The sequence below is a fragment of the Acetobacter musti genome, from assembly GCF_011516835.1.
Classification (GTDB): domain Bacteria; phylum Pseudomonadota; class Alphaproteobacteria; order Acetobacterales; family Acetobacteraceae; genus Acetobacter; species Acetobacter musti.
Genome location: NZ_WOTB01000006.1, coordinates 175,362 through 189,058 on the forward strand (window position 1 = coordinate 175,362; position 13,697 = coordinate 189,058).

Here is a 13,697-nt window from a genome sequence, read left to right on the forward strand (position 1 = left end):
GTAATAACTTATTCAGGTTTCCGGGCACCATCCTGCATAACCGGATCCATATGGCAGACTGATCGGGGAAGGCGAAGTTTTGGCGTCCAGTGAGATTGTCGATCCGACCTCAAATACTGACGTCTCCCTCCGCAGGAAATTCCTGCATGTCGGCGTACCTGTCATCGGCGTGCTGCTTATCCTCGCCACAATCGGCGGTATCGGCTGGCATACCTATCAGACCACCCGCACCGGGGTCCTGAAACTGACACGTCAGTTGCTTGTCTCGGTACAGCGCTACGTCGTGCAGGATGTCTCCGATTATCTCGGCGGAGCAACAATAGGCGGCGTCTTCGCAAAGGACTTCGTCAGCCACGCTCCACCTTCTGTGACGAATAACGCGTTCTATGCATACAGCGCGTCCATGCTCCGTCTCGTGCCGCAGATCCAGTCCTACTATCTCGGCGATCAGAATGGCGGCTTCATTCTCGTCGAGCGTGATCCGGGCGGAAAAGGCCTCGAATACACCGAACTTCGCACCGGTCCCGCCGGCGGTATTTTCCATCACGAATTCCATGACGAAGACGGCAAGGTCATCCGGACCGAGGAAAATCCGGCTGACAATTATGACCCGCGCACCCGCCCATGGTTCACCGGAGCTATCAACAAGGACAGCCTCGCCTGGTCGGCACCGACAATATACGCCAACACGAAACAGCTGGTGATCACGGCATCCGTCTCCCTGGCGGGAAGTGACAGCGTAAAGCGCGTTTTCGCCGTCAACGTCTCGCTCAATCTTCTGAGCCAGTTTCTGGATGGCCTGAAGATCAGCGAACATGGAAACGCCATTATTCTTGATGGCAGCGGGCATATCATCGCCGGTCATAATTTTTCGAAAGTCGTCGAGCGGTCCGGCAACGACCCGTCAAAAATGACTCTCGACCCGAAAACGCAGCCCGCGTTTCAGATGGTTTATGATCAGTACCGTGTTCGCGGCGCGGGTTCACACCCCTTCAGTCGTAACGGGAAAAACTACATCGGCATGGCGCAGACACTTCCGTCCACAAACGGATGGGTGCTCCTCATGATCGCTCCCGAGAGCGACTTCGCCAGTTTCGCCCGCCAGAGCGGCCGTGAAAGCCTTCAGTTCTCCATTATCATCGTCGTACTGGCCGTCCTTCTCGCCGGTCTTCTGGCCCGTCAGAGCCGGCGGACCGAACGCGTGAACCATGCCCTGTCGCGCCAGAAAGCACAGACGGATACCGAAGCCGCAGCCCTCCAGCAGGTCGCCGTTTCCCCGGGCCTTATGGACGCGTCTTCCGAGGCGCTGGTTCTCACCGAGGAACTCACGCGCGTCACCGGCGCAAGGCGGGCTTCCCTGTGGCGCATGCTGCATGACGGCACCGCCCTGATCTGCGACGACAATTTCGACGCCAGAGTTGAAGGGCATTCCGGCGGTTTCGAACTGTCCCGCAATGAAGTGGAGGATTTCTTCAAACTCGTGGACGCGGGCAGCATTGTCACAGTGGAGGCCGCAGCCGCCGATCCCCGCACAGCGTCCTTTGAACGCTTCGTAATGCGGGACGCGGGCACACGCTCACTCACAGTCTGCCCGATCCGCGGCACAAACCAGGGTCGGAGCGAGATTGTCGGCGTGATGACACTGGAAGACGCCCGCTTCGCGCCCTATCTCGTCTATTTCCTTGAAATCATCTCAGCCATCGTTGCTGTGCGATACGGAAACAGCGCCGAAATCGTCGACAGCGAAAAAGACGCCGCTCCGGATACGAGCGCCGCAAAATCGCTCGCTCCTACCCGTTTTGACGAAACACTCATGCAGGCCCCCAAAGTCGGTGGCGAGGCCGGAAACGGCCTCTATCCCAGCGTGGCCGTCATGGTGATCGCTTTCTCCGATCCCGTACTGGAAAACGACGACACCGGCGCAAAGCTGCTGCCACTGATCGACCGCATCGCATCGGAAGTGCAGGATATCGCCCGGCGCTATAATCTGTTCTCCGTCAAAGTCGCCGGACATCGCCTGATCTGCATGGCCGGATGCACAAAAGACCCCGACCCGACAGCCGTCTGGCGTCTGGCGGAAGCGGCACTCGCATTGCGTGAAACGTGCATGATGCTGCTCTCCGCCGCCAATATCGAACCGATTTTCAGTATCGGAATGGATTTCGGCCCCGCAATGGGTGGCGAACTCGGTGAAGACCCGAAGATTTTCAACCTGTGGGGAGAAACAGTCACGCTGGCGGAACTGATGGCGCAGGGTGCGCCGGATGTCGGAACCATCGAAGTCACGGAACGGGTCTATCAGGCTCTGCGAAACCGTTACCTGTTCCGTAGTCGCGGCTCTTTCTATGCGCCACGCTCAGGCACGGGACGGGTCTACGTACTCGCAACACGCCGGTGACGGACGAACCATCCTCCGGCACCGGACAGAATCCCCACACAGATGGCGGGACACAGCCCGGCACGCCGGCAAACTCCCATCCACATGCCGCAGCAGGGCAGGGGACCGCACACGAGCAGACGACGGATCGCCCTGACGACAGCACACCGGCAGGCCAGCCCCCCGAAATCTTCCATCCCGATGACGAAGAGCTGCCGCGGAACCCGACCGTCGGTCAGTATATCAGGCGCTTCCTTGCCGCGACAGGCGCGCTGGTGCGCCGTCAGGTCTGGTTCCTGCTCATCATGCTGGGCACGATCTGGGGTGTCCTGAACGAAAGCGTGCGCCCGGGAAACTGGCGCCGGACAGTTCGCTACGAATTCCAGATGACCCTCTCCTCCGTGACCGTCGGTGGTCTTCTCAGCACGCTGGTCACCGGCACGCTCACCGGCGTCGCGGTCGTCTCCCAGGCGATCTACTGGCTCGGTTTCGCCGGCATGGCTAAAATGACCGGATCGATTCTCGTCTCCGTCATTGTGCGTGAAATCGCACCGGTCCTGGTCGGCGTGCTGATGCTCGGGCGAAGCGGCATGCTGTCCCTGGCCGAAATCGGCATGCTGACAACTGGCGGCCAGATCCGTTCCCTCCAGGCCGGCGGCCTCGACCCGTTTCTGCTCCTCGTTCTGCCGCGCACCCTCGCATTCATGGTGTCAGGCTTCACACTCGGCATCCTCTTCTCAGTCGCGTCCCTCACAACCGGTTATGTGATCAGCCGTGCCTCGGGTGCCCTGTCGAGCTCGCTTCTGTCGTATTATTACGATGTGGCGACGGCCATGACCCCTACCGATTACATCCTGATCCCGCTGAAATTCGTCGTCGTGGGATTTCTCGTCGGCCTCGGCTGCTGCGTCAGCGGTCTGACAGCATCAGGAGAGGACACGCTCGCCACCATGCTCCCGCGCGGTTTTTCACGCGGGATGCTCATCGTCATGGCGGTGAGCGTACTGTTCAGCCTGAAGCTGTGAGGGAGACCGGCATGTCCTCTTCTCCGCCACAGCATCCGGCCGCTCAGCATCTGACGGGAAAGGAGACACGCCTGTGAGCAGCCGTCTCTCCGGCCCGATGCTGGAACTCGCAAACGCAACCCCCTTTTTTGAGGACAGCGGCCTTCCGCCGGTCCCGCTGAACCTGCGGCTGATGCCTGGCGAATGCATGATCGTCGAAACACGCGATATGCTGCGCGCAACCATGTTTGCCGATCTGTGCTCAGGACTTCTGCCGCTGAATAACGGCACCGTCAAAGTCTGCGGCCTGGACTGGGCCACTCTGGACAACAGACGCAGCAATGCCCTGCGCGGCCGGATCGGCCGGATCACCCGTCGCGCAAGCTGGACCAGCCTGTTCGGAACTCACGTGGAACTGATGCTCAGAGAACTGCATCATACGACGCGCTCCATCGAGGAAATTACCTCTGAAACGCTCCGACTGAGCGAACATTTCGGATTGCCCGGCATCCCCGTGGATGCGGCGCGATATCTTTCCTTTACAGATCAGGCCCGGGCAAACTGCGTGCGTGCTTTTCTGGGCTCGCCTGATCTTCTCCTGCTCGAAGACCCTCTGGATGGCGGAATGGTCGACCTGTCGGTCCCGTTTCTGGAGAGTCTGACCGCCGCGCGTGACCGCGGAGCCGCCGCGCTCTGGTTCGTGCGCGATGCCTCCACATGGCAGCCTTACCGGGAAACGGTCAGCGCCCAGTGGAGGCTTGCGGATGATGGACTCATAACGGTACGGATGCGCTGATGTTCCAGATCAGATTAAGGCAGAAAGGCCGCCCCCTTATCCATCTCCGCTATGCGGATGAATGGGTCGGACTGCTCGTGCTGGTCAGCCTCGGCCTGTTTGTCGCGGCTGTCATCGAAGCCGGCGTGCTGAGTGACTGGCTGAGCCCGCCGGCCCGCCTGCGCGTCGTGCTCCCGGAATCGGGCGTCGGTGGCCTTACCGTCGGCGGAGACGTCCAGATTCTCGGAGCCCATGCCGGCACCATCCGGGGAATCAAGCTGAACCCGGGCGGTAAAATGTACGCACAGGTCGATCTCGACCCGCAGGTCGAACCATTCCTGCGGCGCGACAGCAAAGCCGTGATCCGCAAGCAGTTCGTCGTCGCCGGCGCCAGCTATCTGGATCTGACCCGTGGCTCCGGTGAACCGATGAACTGGGAATACGCCGTCATCGACGCCGTAACCGAACCCAGCCCGACCGACATGATCACGCAGACCCTGAAAGATATTCAGGCGCAGGTGATGCCCGCCATCGCAAGCGCCCGGCACATGATGGCCCAGTTCGATGAGACGATCACCGACATGCATGCCGGCAAAGGAAGCGTCGGACAGCTGATGACGGATGACAAACTCATCCGCCAGGCCGAAGCGACCATCGTTTCGCTCAACGACGTGATCAATCGCCTGAAACCACAGGAAGAACAGCTGAAAGCGATCCTGACGAAAACCGACGCCACCATGGCCAACGTAAAATCGGCAACCGGAGATCTGAAAAAAGCCACGCCACGGCTTCCGTCCATCACCAGGAGCACCGATGAAGCTCTTGCCGATGTCCCCGCGTTGCTGACACAGGCCCAGACCACGCTCTACACATTGCAGAAACTGACCGATCAGTTGCGTGGCCTGTGGCTGCTCGGCGGTCACAAAACCTCGCAGGCTCATCGTCTGCCGGCCCATCGGGTGGCGCCATGATGTACAGATATGCGGCATTCCGCCTTTCCGTCATCCTGATCCCGCTCTGGACAGGCCTGTCCGGATGCGGAGGCGCCACCAGAGACGAAACCGTTCAGGATCAGGACACCGCCTGGACACAGGCCATGGACGCCGGACGTGAAGCTCTGGCCATCGAGCGCTATTCGGTCGCTGAACGGGAATACCGGGAAGCCGCGCGTCTCGCACTCCGTAGGGATGATCCGTCAGCCATCGACGATGCCGCCTACAACCTGGCGGTCACACAACTCGCCGCCGGAGAGGCGGCGCAGGCCCTGGTAACAGTGCAGCAGGCCCGTGAGACGCTGAAAATGCGGGCTGGCCAGAGCGCTTCCGTCCCCGGCGGCATGCCTGGCTCGTCAGCTTCAGTCAGCCCGGCAAAATCACCCGCCACCGGAACCACGTCAGGCGGAACCACATCAGGTCCCGACGCCGGCGGCCTGGATCTCGTCGCCTCAGCCGCGCTCTACCGTCTTGGCCGGCTCGACGAAGCCGCCCCGCTCGCCGGCCAGGCATCCCTGTCAGGACAGACCGATATCGCACTGCGGGGCTCGTTCATCGCAGGCCTCATCGCAGCCGGTCGCAATGACAGCATGACCCTGAACGCCAGCATCCGGACACTGGCCGCCGTGCGTCCTCCGCAATCGGCCGTGCTGCGCGGCGATCTGGCTGAACTGAAAGCGCTGGCCTCCCTGAATACAGATCCGGCTGTCGCCATGTCTCTCGCCGCCAGTTCGGTCGATCTGCGCCGTGAAACAGGAGACTACCGGGCCATGGCACGCGCCCTGTCCGTCGAGGCGCAGGCAGCGCGGGCAGCCGGGCAGGGGGCAAAAGCCTCGGCGTTGCTGGCCCAGGCCGCACAGAGTCTCGGCGCGCGTGGCGGAGGCGATGGCACCGACCCTCTGGCGAACCGTTATATGAGCGACGCACAGCTCTCCGTACCCCTGCAGCCTTTCGATATCAAGGATGTCTCACATGATTCGACAACCACCCGCTGACCGGCACGGCGTCGCCCGGCCCGTACCGACCATGAGAGCAGCCGGAAAATGGGCACGATGCGCCCTCCTGCTGACCTCCCTCGCGGGACTGGCCGCCTGCGCGGATGATATAGGCGGAGGTCATGGCCAGCTTCATCCGAAGCATCACCACGGGCAGAAAGCACCTAAGTGGTTCGTGCCTCCGGCAGTTAAATCAACGGACCAGCAATAAATCAGAGGACCGGTAAAGCGACCGCCCGACAGTCATTGGAAGAATGCCTACTGGGAAAGGTGCAGACCAATATCGGCGATGATGGAACTGAATGTCGTGCTCACCGCCGACTGAATCGCCGGTCCGTCTTCCGCCTCAATGTAATCGTCGCTGCTTGTCGCGCATGTTTCCATGGTGTTCTGCATCGAATCAGCTCCGGTGCCATTATAAGGCGCGACAAGCGTTTCATATTGCCCGTCCGTATCGGTGACCGGGTAGTAAGGAGCCCATATGGAAAACAGCCTTACGCCCGCCGCCTTGAGAGAGGTGCAGCCGGAAGAATAAGCCGTATCGACCATCCGGTTCCACAGATTATCCGTGTAGACGTCCTCCGCTCCGTCCGACAAAAAGACAACGTAAGTCCGCATGGCCGAGGCCGACGATCCGTCACCAATATTGGTCAGACTGCTCTGCACATTGCCTAAAGCGGTAGTGGTCTTCGTGTACCCATAGTTTGTGACACTGTAAGGTGGCGTCCAGTTCGTCGCGGCTTCAATATCGATATTTTCAGCGGCGGCGGCGGCAGCACTCATGTCTGTCGTCGGCGCCAGCATCTGAGTAAAGCCTGTCCCGAACGTATAAATTCCAACCGAAAAATTTGCCCTGCTGTCGGTCGCATATTCGGCGAGCTGACTGATGAACGTCTGAACAGCCTCATTCACATAATCAATCTTAAGCTGAATCCCGAGCGTTTTCGCGGTCGCCCGTCTGTCGCACGGAATCGTGGTGGAATGCCTGCCAGACCTGGTGGAACTGGTTGCAGCCGTGCAACTGGTCGTCGCTTTTGAATAGCCATTCGGATCATGGCAGGCAAAAGCACACTGTATCTGGCTGCTGGACGCCAGCTCCGAAATCGCGCTGGTCGTCCCGCCGATCCCCATCGAATTCGAAACATCGACAACGAAGATCACCTGAAAATATCTTGACCCTTCCGCCATCGTTGCCGTCGACGTCACAGATATCGTCGTGCTCGCCGCACTCCGGAACGCCGGGAACAGCGCAGCCTGAGTCAGATTCAGCTTCACGGTCACGGATGCCGAATACGCCGAAGTCTGGGTAATCGTGACCGATGCTGAAGGAAGAGATGAAAGACCCGCGCCCTGATAATTGCTGAGCACAGCGCTTTCCGCCGCGCTCTGGGCAATGCCCTGCATACTCCCCGATGTTGAGGAGGAAGAGCCCGTGGACGCCGCCAGATAAGCATTTGTCTGTTTCGTCGCCGCAAGTGCCGCCGCATCCGCCACTGCCTGCAGAGCAACACGTGTATTGACAATCTGCCCGATATCGACCGCGCCCCCGATCGCGATCAGAAGAGGCACGAAAGCGACTGCGGCAATCGCCAGCACATTACCGCCTCGGCTGCCACCGAAACGACCGTCCGCGAAAGTCTTACGAAGGCAATGGCGAAGCCATCTCTCCGGCCGGCGCAGAAGTCGGTACAGAGTATGCATCAAAGCGGCAGCTCACATTCTGTCTGCCGCTTAATTAAAGAGCGTTTTTTAAAACCGGGTTAAAGGTTTACCGATCCAGGCATCTCAGCCTTCGGTTGCGCCGACCGCCGAATGCCGGGCCAGAAAAGCCGCGCTCGCTTCGTTCAGGCCCACGACACGCACAGCATGGCCCTTCTCACGCAGTTTGCTGACGATCGTCTCCATCGCGCCCACCGCCGTGATGTCCCACAGATGCGCCTCATGCAGATCCAGAATGATATCGCGGGGATGAGCCGGCACGCCGTCTGATCCCCCGGCCATATCGTCATAAGCAATGGCGTCCTCCAGCAGTTCGGAAGACGCAAAAAACACTTCCCCCGTCACCACATAGCGACGCACCCCATTCACCGGATCGAGTGAAGCCTCCACGCGCAGCATGGAGGATACGCTGGACGCGAAAAACACGCCGCTCAGCAGCACCCCGGCCGCAACGCCCGCGGCCAAATCATGTGTCAGCACGACAACGATCACAGTCACCACCATGACCGTGCTCGTCAGGCGGGGATGGGTCGCCAGTTCACGCAGCGAAGACCAGGAGAATGTACTGACCGAAACCATGATCATGATCGCCACCAGCGCCGCCACAGGCACCCGCGCCACCAGAGGTCGCAGCATCACCATCAGCACAAGCAGGAACACACCGGCCATCAGAGTGGACAGACGCCCGCGTCCGCCATAGCGCACATTCCCGACCGTCTGCCCGATCATCCCGCAACCGCCAATCCCGCCGAACAGACCGGCCGCGATATTCGCCATCCCGAGACCGACGGATTCCCGCCGCTTGTTCGACGGAGTTCCCGTCAGATCGTCCACCACCCGCGCCGTCATCAGGCTTTCAAGAACACCGACCATCGCCATGGCCAGCGCATAGGGAAAAACAATCCCGGCCGTCTCCATCGAAACTGGCAGATGCGGAAGCGCGAAAGAGGGCAGACCGTCCGGCAGATGCCCCAGATCGGCAACCGTCGCCACAGGCATCGGATGCACGGCAACGATCACCGTCAGCACCGCTATGCAGATAAGCGGCGATGGAATCGCCGAAAACACGCGCGGAACCAGATAGATGATCGCAAGCCCCAGACCAATCAGCGCCCAGGTGTGCCACGTCACATGCAGCATATGCGGCACCTGCGCGGAAAAAATCAGAATTGCCAGTGCGTTGACGAACCCGGTTCGTACAGGACGTGAGACAAAACGCATCAGCACCTGCAGATTCAGCAGGCCAAAAACGATCTGAATCACCCCTGAAAGCAAAGTGGCCGCAAGCAGGTACTGCACGCCATACCCGTGGACCAGTCCCGCCGCGACAAGCGCGACCGAACCCGCCGCCGCTGAAATCATCGCCGGTCGGCCGCCCGCAAAAGCAATCACGACACTGATCACGAAGGACGCATAAAGTCCGACAGAAGGATCGACACCGGCCACAAACGCGAAGGCGATAACTTCCGGAATAAGGGCGAACGTCGCGACCAGACCGGCAAGGCATTCACGGACAGGGCTGGCTTTCCAGCCATCAGCAAAAAAAGTCATACGGTTTCCGGAAGATCGGAAGATGGAATGACAGCCTGGCGCAATTCTCATCCTCAGATTAAAGATTATGTCGTAACACTATGATTTTAAAATATATACTTACAGAGAACCATATCCGGACAGATTACGCGACATGCTGCTTCGCCGCAGCCATCCCCCGCAGTCGCGCCGCCACACGCTCAGCCACGGAACCCCAGTCCCGTGGCCGCTCCTGCCGGATGATCGTCAGATCCGGATACCAGACAGAGTCCTCACGACCGGAAAGCCACCGCCAGCAATTGTCAAAACGATCCATCAGCAGCACAGGCCGACCCAGCGCCCCGGCCAGATGAACGACCGAAGTATCGACCGATACCAGCACATCGAGCCCCATCATCAGAGCCGCCGTGTCATCCATGCTGCCGATCTGATCCGTCGGATCATACAGACGCATGCCCTCCGGCGGATTCAGCGCCTGTTCCGCATACGGCCCCTTCTGGAGACTGATGAGATTGATGCCCGGAATACGTCCGAGCGGCGCCATCGCCGCAAGAGAGGCCGACCGCCGCCTGTCAACCATATGGGCAGGCGTTTGATCCGGACGGGGAGAACCACCCCAGACAAGCCCGACATTCAGCCGGCCATTCCGGGGCAGAAAACGTCCCATCCGCTGCACCTTCCCCGGATCGGCACGAAGATAGGGAACCGGATCACCCATGCTGTCCGGCGTTCCGACAAAAACCCGGGGCAGGCTGATAAACGGGCAGTGCCAGTCAAAAGCCGGCGTTCTGCCGCCAACCTGAACCACGGACACACAGTCGATCCGCCGGCACAGATCACCAAGCTCCTCCGGCACCCAGAGATGCAGAATGGCGCCGCGACGGGCGAGGGGAGCAAGATAGCGGAGATACATAATCGTATCCCCCAGCCCCTCTTCCTGCGTGATCAGGATACGTTTCCCGCGCAGATCCAGCCCGTCAGTGAGAGACGGCAGAAGCGTCGCACGCGGCAGATCGCTGTGCCCGGGCAGTTTCAGACGCCATTCGTGCTCCGACCAGCCCTGGGCGAACCGCCCGGCCTTCAGAAGTGCAATGGAATAATTAAGCCGGATCTGCGCATCAGCCGGCCGTTCCTGAATGGCGGTCCGGTAAAGATCAATCGCCTCGTCCGACCGGTTCTGAGCCGAATAGATACAGGCAAGATTCGAAATCGCGCTGGGATTTCCGGGAGTCATCTTCAGCACCTCGTTGAAGATGTCGATCGCAGCATCGATATCCCCGCGCTCGGCAAGCGCGATCGCCTTCAGATTCAGCGCATAAGTCGCAGACGGCCTGATCTCCAGACTCTTCGTCAGAACCCCGACCGCCTCATCCAGACGCCCCATCTGCGACAGCACGTCCCCCAGAGCGTCATAAAGACGGGCGTCATGCGGCGCCAGCCGGAGCATGACCCGCAACACACGCTCGGCTTCCGGTCGCCGGTCGAACCGCGCGAACATGTCAACAAGATCATGTCCCGGATGTTTGTTGCCAGGGCTGGCCAGTCCTGAAGCCACCATCAGCTCCGCAGCCTTTTCAGACCGCCCGGTTCCGGCACAGGCAAATGCGTATAAAAGGTCCGCCCGGTCATCACCTTTCTCAGCAAAAGGCTCCAGCGCGGCCCTGGGTGCCTCAAACCGGCCTTCGTGGATTTCCACATAAGCCCGGCGCAGAAGCGTATCATCGGCTCTGACGGACTGCCCCGTCGTTGTGCGGGATGGGGCAGGGGGGCTGACCATCTTCAGAACCCTGTAATCAGGCCGCTTTCATCACGGCAGTCAGAGACTGCAGCACATCAGCGGGCTCTTTCTTCTCAAGAACCGCAACCTCAGCCACGAACCGCTCCTGAGCCGCCTCGAACAGTTTGCGCTCCGAAAAACTGCCATCCAGACTGTCCACATTACGTCGCAGATCCCGCAGAACCTCCGCGATCTGCACCAGGTCACCGGAATTGATTTTTTCCTGATAAGCCACGGCACGACGCGCCCACATGCCTTTGCTCACATGAGGCTTGCCCTTGATGATCGCCATCGCCTTATCAACGATCTCGCGTGACACAATCTTGCGAAGGCCCGCCTTGCGCGCCTTGGCAAGCGGAATACGCAGCGTCATCTGGTTTCCCGGAAAGGAAATCTGGATGACTTCCAGCTTCGTGCCCGCAATCTCGTCAACACCGATGCGGTCAACGCGTCCAACACCGTGAGCGGCGTAAACGATGGAATCGCCTTCCTGAAAAGGATCCTCGTCCTTGATTTTAGTCTTCGCCTGCGCGGCAGTCGTCGCTGCCGCTGTGCGTGCCATGGCGTCTGTAACGCCGCCCTTCGGTGGAGATCTGAATGTGCTCATAGGGCCTGTCTTTAACACAAAAACACGCTCATGTCTCGCGGGTTAAGTCAAACTTCGTCCGGGCAGGCACCCCGTGCTTCAGTAACATCCTCCGTTACACACAGATTACCACGTCCGAAACATCCCGGTTCCGCCATGAACGTCACGATAACGTTCCGAAACCTGAAATGTTCCCGGATTTTTTACTATGGCTCTTCTTCGTTCAGAAGATCAGAAGAAGAGCACCGCACCACCGGAAGCAGAGTTATCTTTCGCCTTGTTGCCATTATGCGCGGACGATTCCGTGTGCGCATATTCGCCGACAAGCTGCAGCCAGTCCGTCACCTTGAAGAACAGGGCACCAACTTCGGATTCATTCCGCTTCACCAGATCGGGATCAAGCTCCATCGGTCCCTGATAGAGATTGCTGACACCATAACTGCCCACCAACCGGAGCCGCTTCGTAACCGAATAGGCCCCCTGAACATAGAATCCCTCGGAATCACGCTTCCGGCCATCCGCGGCAATACCATCAAAGAACAGTCCGGTCGTTCCAAGACCGCTGCCCCGATAATAATAAGCCACGCCCTCGAAGCCTTTATAGGACAGCTTCGTCCCGATCTCCCCGGCCTCCACCGTCGCGCCACGCCCGGTCGACTGCGCCAGAATGCTGGAGGTCAGCCTTTGCTGATGCTGCGCCAGGAAGCCCGCCCAGATCCGGCCCTTCAGATCGCCGGCCGTGAAGTCATAGGAGAATTTGCCCTGCACCATAGGGGAACTGTGATAGGTCGACGTGGCGGATGAACCATCGCCGGCAAAATTGAACTCATCCAGCGGCTGGAAGATGCCCACCGAACCCTGCAGCCCATGCCAGACAGGGGAGGCATAGGAAATCTGCGGAATCCAGTCCGCATACACATAACCAACACCGATGCGGCCAAGAGATGTATTGCCCGGCGCAGCGTTGCTTCCCGTCGAGCCGACACTGAGCAGCGTCGCGTCAAACAGGATTGCGTCCGAGCCAAACAGCGCAATATCGCGTCCGACCTTGAATGTGCCCCATTTCTTGTTGCCCGCCGTGATGTAAATCTGACGAAAATCGAGCCCGGCCGTGCCCAGACCCACAGGACTACCGCCAGTATTGGCGTTGAACGCGCCGTTCTTGGCATTGTCGATGCCCGGATACATGCCGAATACCGCCGCCAGATCGATCCCTTCCTGCGTGGTCGTGATCTTGGTGATCAGACCCGCCGGAAGCAGGCCGTTGCGAACCGCCGAAGCATCAAACTTATTGCCGCCAGCCCCGGTCGAGACACCACCCGCGACGACCTGACCCGTCGAAGGACTGTTATAAGTGTAGAACCCGTTTACAAAACCCGAAAGATTGATCGCGATTTCCCCGGCCTGGAACGTCAGCCCCTTACCCGGAACATATTTCGCGACACGGACAATGCTCGGATCATGCACGGCCTGCTGCGCCGCCAGCATCGAATCATGCGCCGAACGTGCACTGGCTGCCGCACTGTCAGCCGCATCCTGCGCATCCACGAAAACAGGCGTCACATCCGGAGACGCATCATGCCGACGGGCGCGCCGCACATCCTCGGCATAACGACGGCTCCCGCCTCCCGGACCCGCCGCGCGCTGAACCCGCGCCGGGCTGCCATCCTCATCGCCAAGGGAAGGGCGGCTGTGATGCATATGCTTCGTCAGGAGCGTGCTGTATTCCGTCTTCGTCAGACTGCCTTTGGCCCGCAGAATATCAAGCAGATCCGTATAATCATCCGCCCGCGCCGCGCCGCCGCCCATAATCCCGGCCAGAACCGTCGCGGCCAGCAGCACCGAACTCCGGTATCTGCAACTCCGGCATCTGCCGCGCCATGAACCGGAATGTTTTTCCCTGACCGGTGACGGCGCCGACTGAATCACGATACTTCTGGTC

The 13,697-nt window shown here is 59.9% G+C and carries 11 protein-coding genes; 6 read left to right on the forward strand and 5 right to left on the reverse strand.

Going from position 1 to position 13,697, the window contains the following annotated elements:
* Positions 1-79: 79 nt before the first annotated feature.
* The 6 genes from GOB93_RS06775 to GOB93_RS06800 all read left to right on the forward strand — a co-directional run bounded on the left by GOB93_RS06775 (position 80) and on the right by GOB93_RS06800 (position 6,354).
* Positions 80-2,398 (forward strand): cache domain-containing protein, encoded by a 2,319-nt coding sequence (locus tag GOB93_RS06775; protein ID WP_173582729.1) that lies wholly within the window; start codon positions 80-82, stop codon positions 2,396-2,398.
* A gap of 167 nt (positions 2,399-2,565) precedes the next feature.
* The gene (locus GOB93_RS06780; protein WP_338422313.1) at positions 2,566-3,402 is read left to right on the forward strand and encodes an MlaE family ABC transporter permease; all 837 of its coding nucleotides are present in this window, start codon (positions 2,566-2,568) and stop codon (positions 3,400-3,402) included.
* 73 nt (positions 3,403-3,475) lie between these two features.
* The gene (locus GOB93_RS06785) at positions 3,476-4,177 is read left to right on the forward strand and encodes an ABC transporter ATP-binding protein (protein WP_173582730.1); all 702 of its coding nucleotides are present in this window, start codon (positions 3,476-3,478) and stop codon (positions 4,175-4,177) included.
* Complete coding sequence (locus GOB93_RS06790; protein ID WP_173582731.1) at positions 4,177-5,127, forward strand: MlaD family protein; 951 nt, start codon at positions 4,177-4,179, stop codon at positions 5,125-5,127. The genes GOB93_RS06785 and GOB93_RS06790 overlap by 1 nt, the downstream gene beginning before the upstream one ends.
* Complete coding sequence (locus tag GOB93_RS06795) at positions 5,124-6,143, forward strand: hypothetical protein (protein ID WP_242010582.1); 1,020 nt, start codon at positions 5,124-5,126, stop codon at positions 6,141-6,143. Before GOB93_RS06790 ends, GOB93_RS06795 begins: the two co-directional genes overlap by 4 nt.
* Positions 6,121-6,354: a hypothetical protein gene (locus GOB93_RS06800; RefSeq protein WP_173582732.1), complete on the forward strand. Its 234-nt coding sequence runs from the start codon at positions 6,121-6,123 to the stop codon at positions 6,352-6,354. The genes GOB93_RS06795 and GOB93_RS06800 overlap by 23 nt, the downstream gene beginning before the upstream one ends.
* A gap of 47 nt (positions 6,355-6,401) precedes the next feature.
* On the opposite strand, the gene GOB93_RS06805 is transcribed toward GOB93_RS06800, so the two are convergent.
* The 5 genes from GOB93_RS06805 to GOB93_RS06825 all read right to left on the reverse strand — a co-directional run bounded on the left by GOB93_RS06805 (position 6,402) and on the right by GOB93_RS06825 (position 13,564).
* Positions 6,402-7,844 carry a pilus assembly protein TadG-related protein gene (locus GOB93_RS06805; protein ID WP_173582733.1) on the reverse strand — a complete coding sequence of 481 codons (1,443 nt, stop codon included), beginning with the start codon at positions 7,842-7,844 and terminating at the stop codon, positions 6,402-6,404.
* Between the two features lie 84 nt (positions 7,845-7,928).
* Positions 7,929-9,413, reverse strand: a complete 1,485-nt coding sequence (locus GOB93_RS06810; RefSeq protein WP_173582734.1) for a SulP family inorganic anion transporter — start codon at positions 9,411-9,413, stop codon at positions 7,929-7,931.
* 124 nt (positions 9,414-9,537) lie between these two features.
* A complete protein-coding gene (locus GOB93_RS06815; protein ID WP_173582735.1) occupies positions 9,538-11,169 on the reverse strand; it encodes a tetratricopeptide repeat protein in 1,632 nt (543 codons plus the stop codon).
* A gap of 16 nt (positions 11,170-11,185) precedes the next feature.
* A complete protein-coding gene (locus GOB93_RS06820; protein WP_173582736.1) occupies positions 11,186-11,776 on the reverse strand; it encodes a CarD family transcriptional regulator in 591 nt (196 codons plus the stop codon).
* Positions 11,777-11,986: 210 nt separating this feature from the next.
* Positions 11,987-13,564 (reverse strand): porin family protein, encoded by a 1,578-nt coding sequence (locus GOB93_RS06825; RefSeq protein WP_173582779.1) that lies wholly within the window; start codon positions 13,562-13,564, stop codon positions 11,987-11,989.
* Positions 13,565-13,697 lie beyond the last annotated feature (133 nt).

What these genes read in the sequence shown, in the direction of transcription:
- GOB93_RS06790 (WP_173582731.1), top strand. Translation starts at nt 4,177, where the DNA reads ATGTTCCAGATCAGATTAAGGCAGAAAGGCCGCCCCCTTATCCATCTC.
- GOB93_RS06795 (WP_242010582.1), top strand. Translation starts at nt 5,124, where the DNA reads ATGATGTACAGATATGCGGCATTCCGCCTTTCCGTCATCCTGATCCCG.
- GOB93_RS06800 (WP_173582732.1), top strand. Translation starts at nt 6,121, where the DNA reads ATGATTCGACAACCACCCGCTGACCGGCACGGCGTCGCCCGGCCCGTA.
- GOB93_RS06805 (WP_173582733.1), bottom strand. Translation starts at nt 7,844, where the DNA reads ATGCATACTCTGTACCGACTTCTGCGCCGGCCGGAGAGATGGCTTCGC.
- GOB93_RS06810 (WP_173582734.1), bottom strand. Translation starts at nt 9,413, where the DNA reads ATGACTTTTTTTGCTGATGGCTGGAAAGCCAGCCCTGTCCGTGAATGC.
- GOB93_RS06815 (WP_173582735.1), bottom strand. Translation starts at nt 11,169, where the DNA reads ATGGTCAGCCCCCCTGCCCCATCCCGCACAACGACGGGGCAGTCCGTC.
- GOB93_RS06820 (WP_173582736.1), bottom strand. Translation starts at nt 11,776, where the DNA reads ATGAGCACATTCAGATCTCCACCGAAGGGCGGCGTTACAGACGCCATG.
- GOB93_RS06825 (WP_173582779.1), bottom strand. Translation starts at nt 13,564, where the DNA reads ATGGGCGGCGGCGCGGCGCGGGCGGATGATTATACGGATCTGCTTGAT.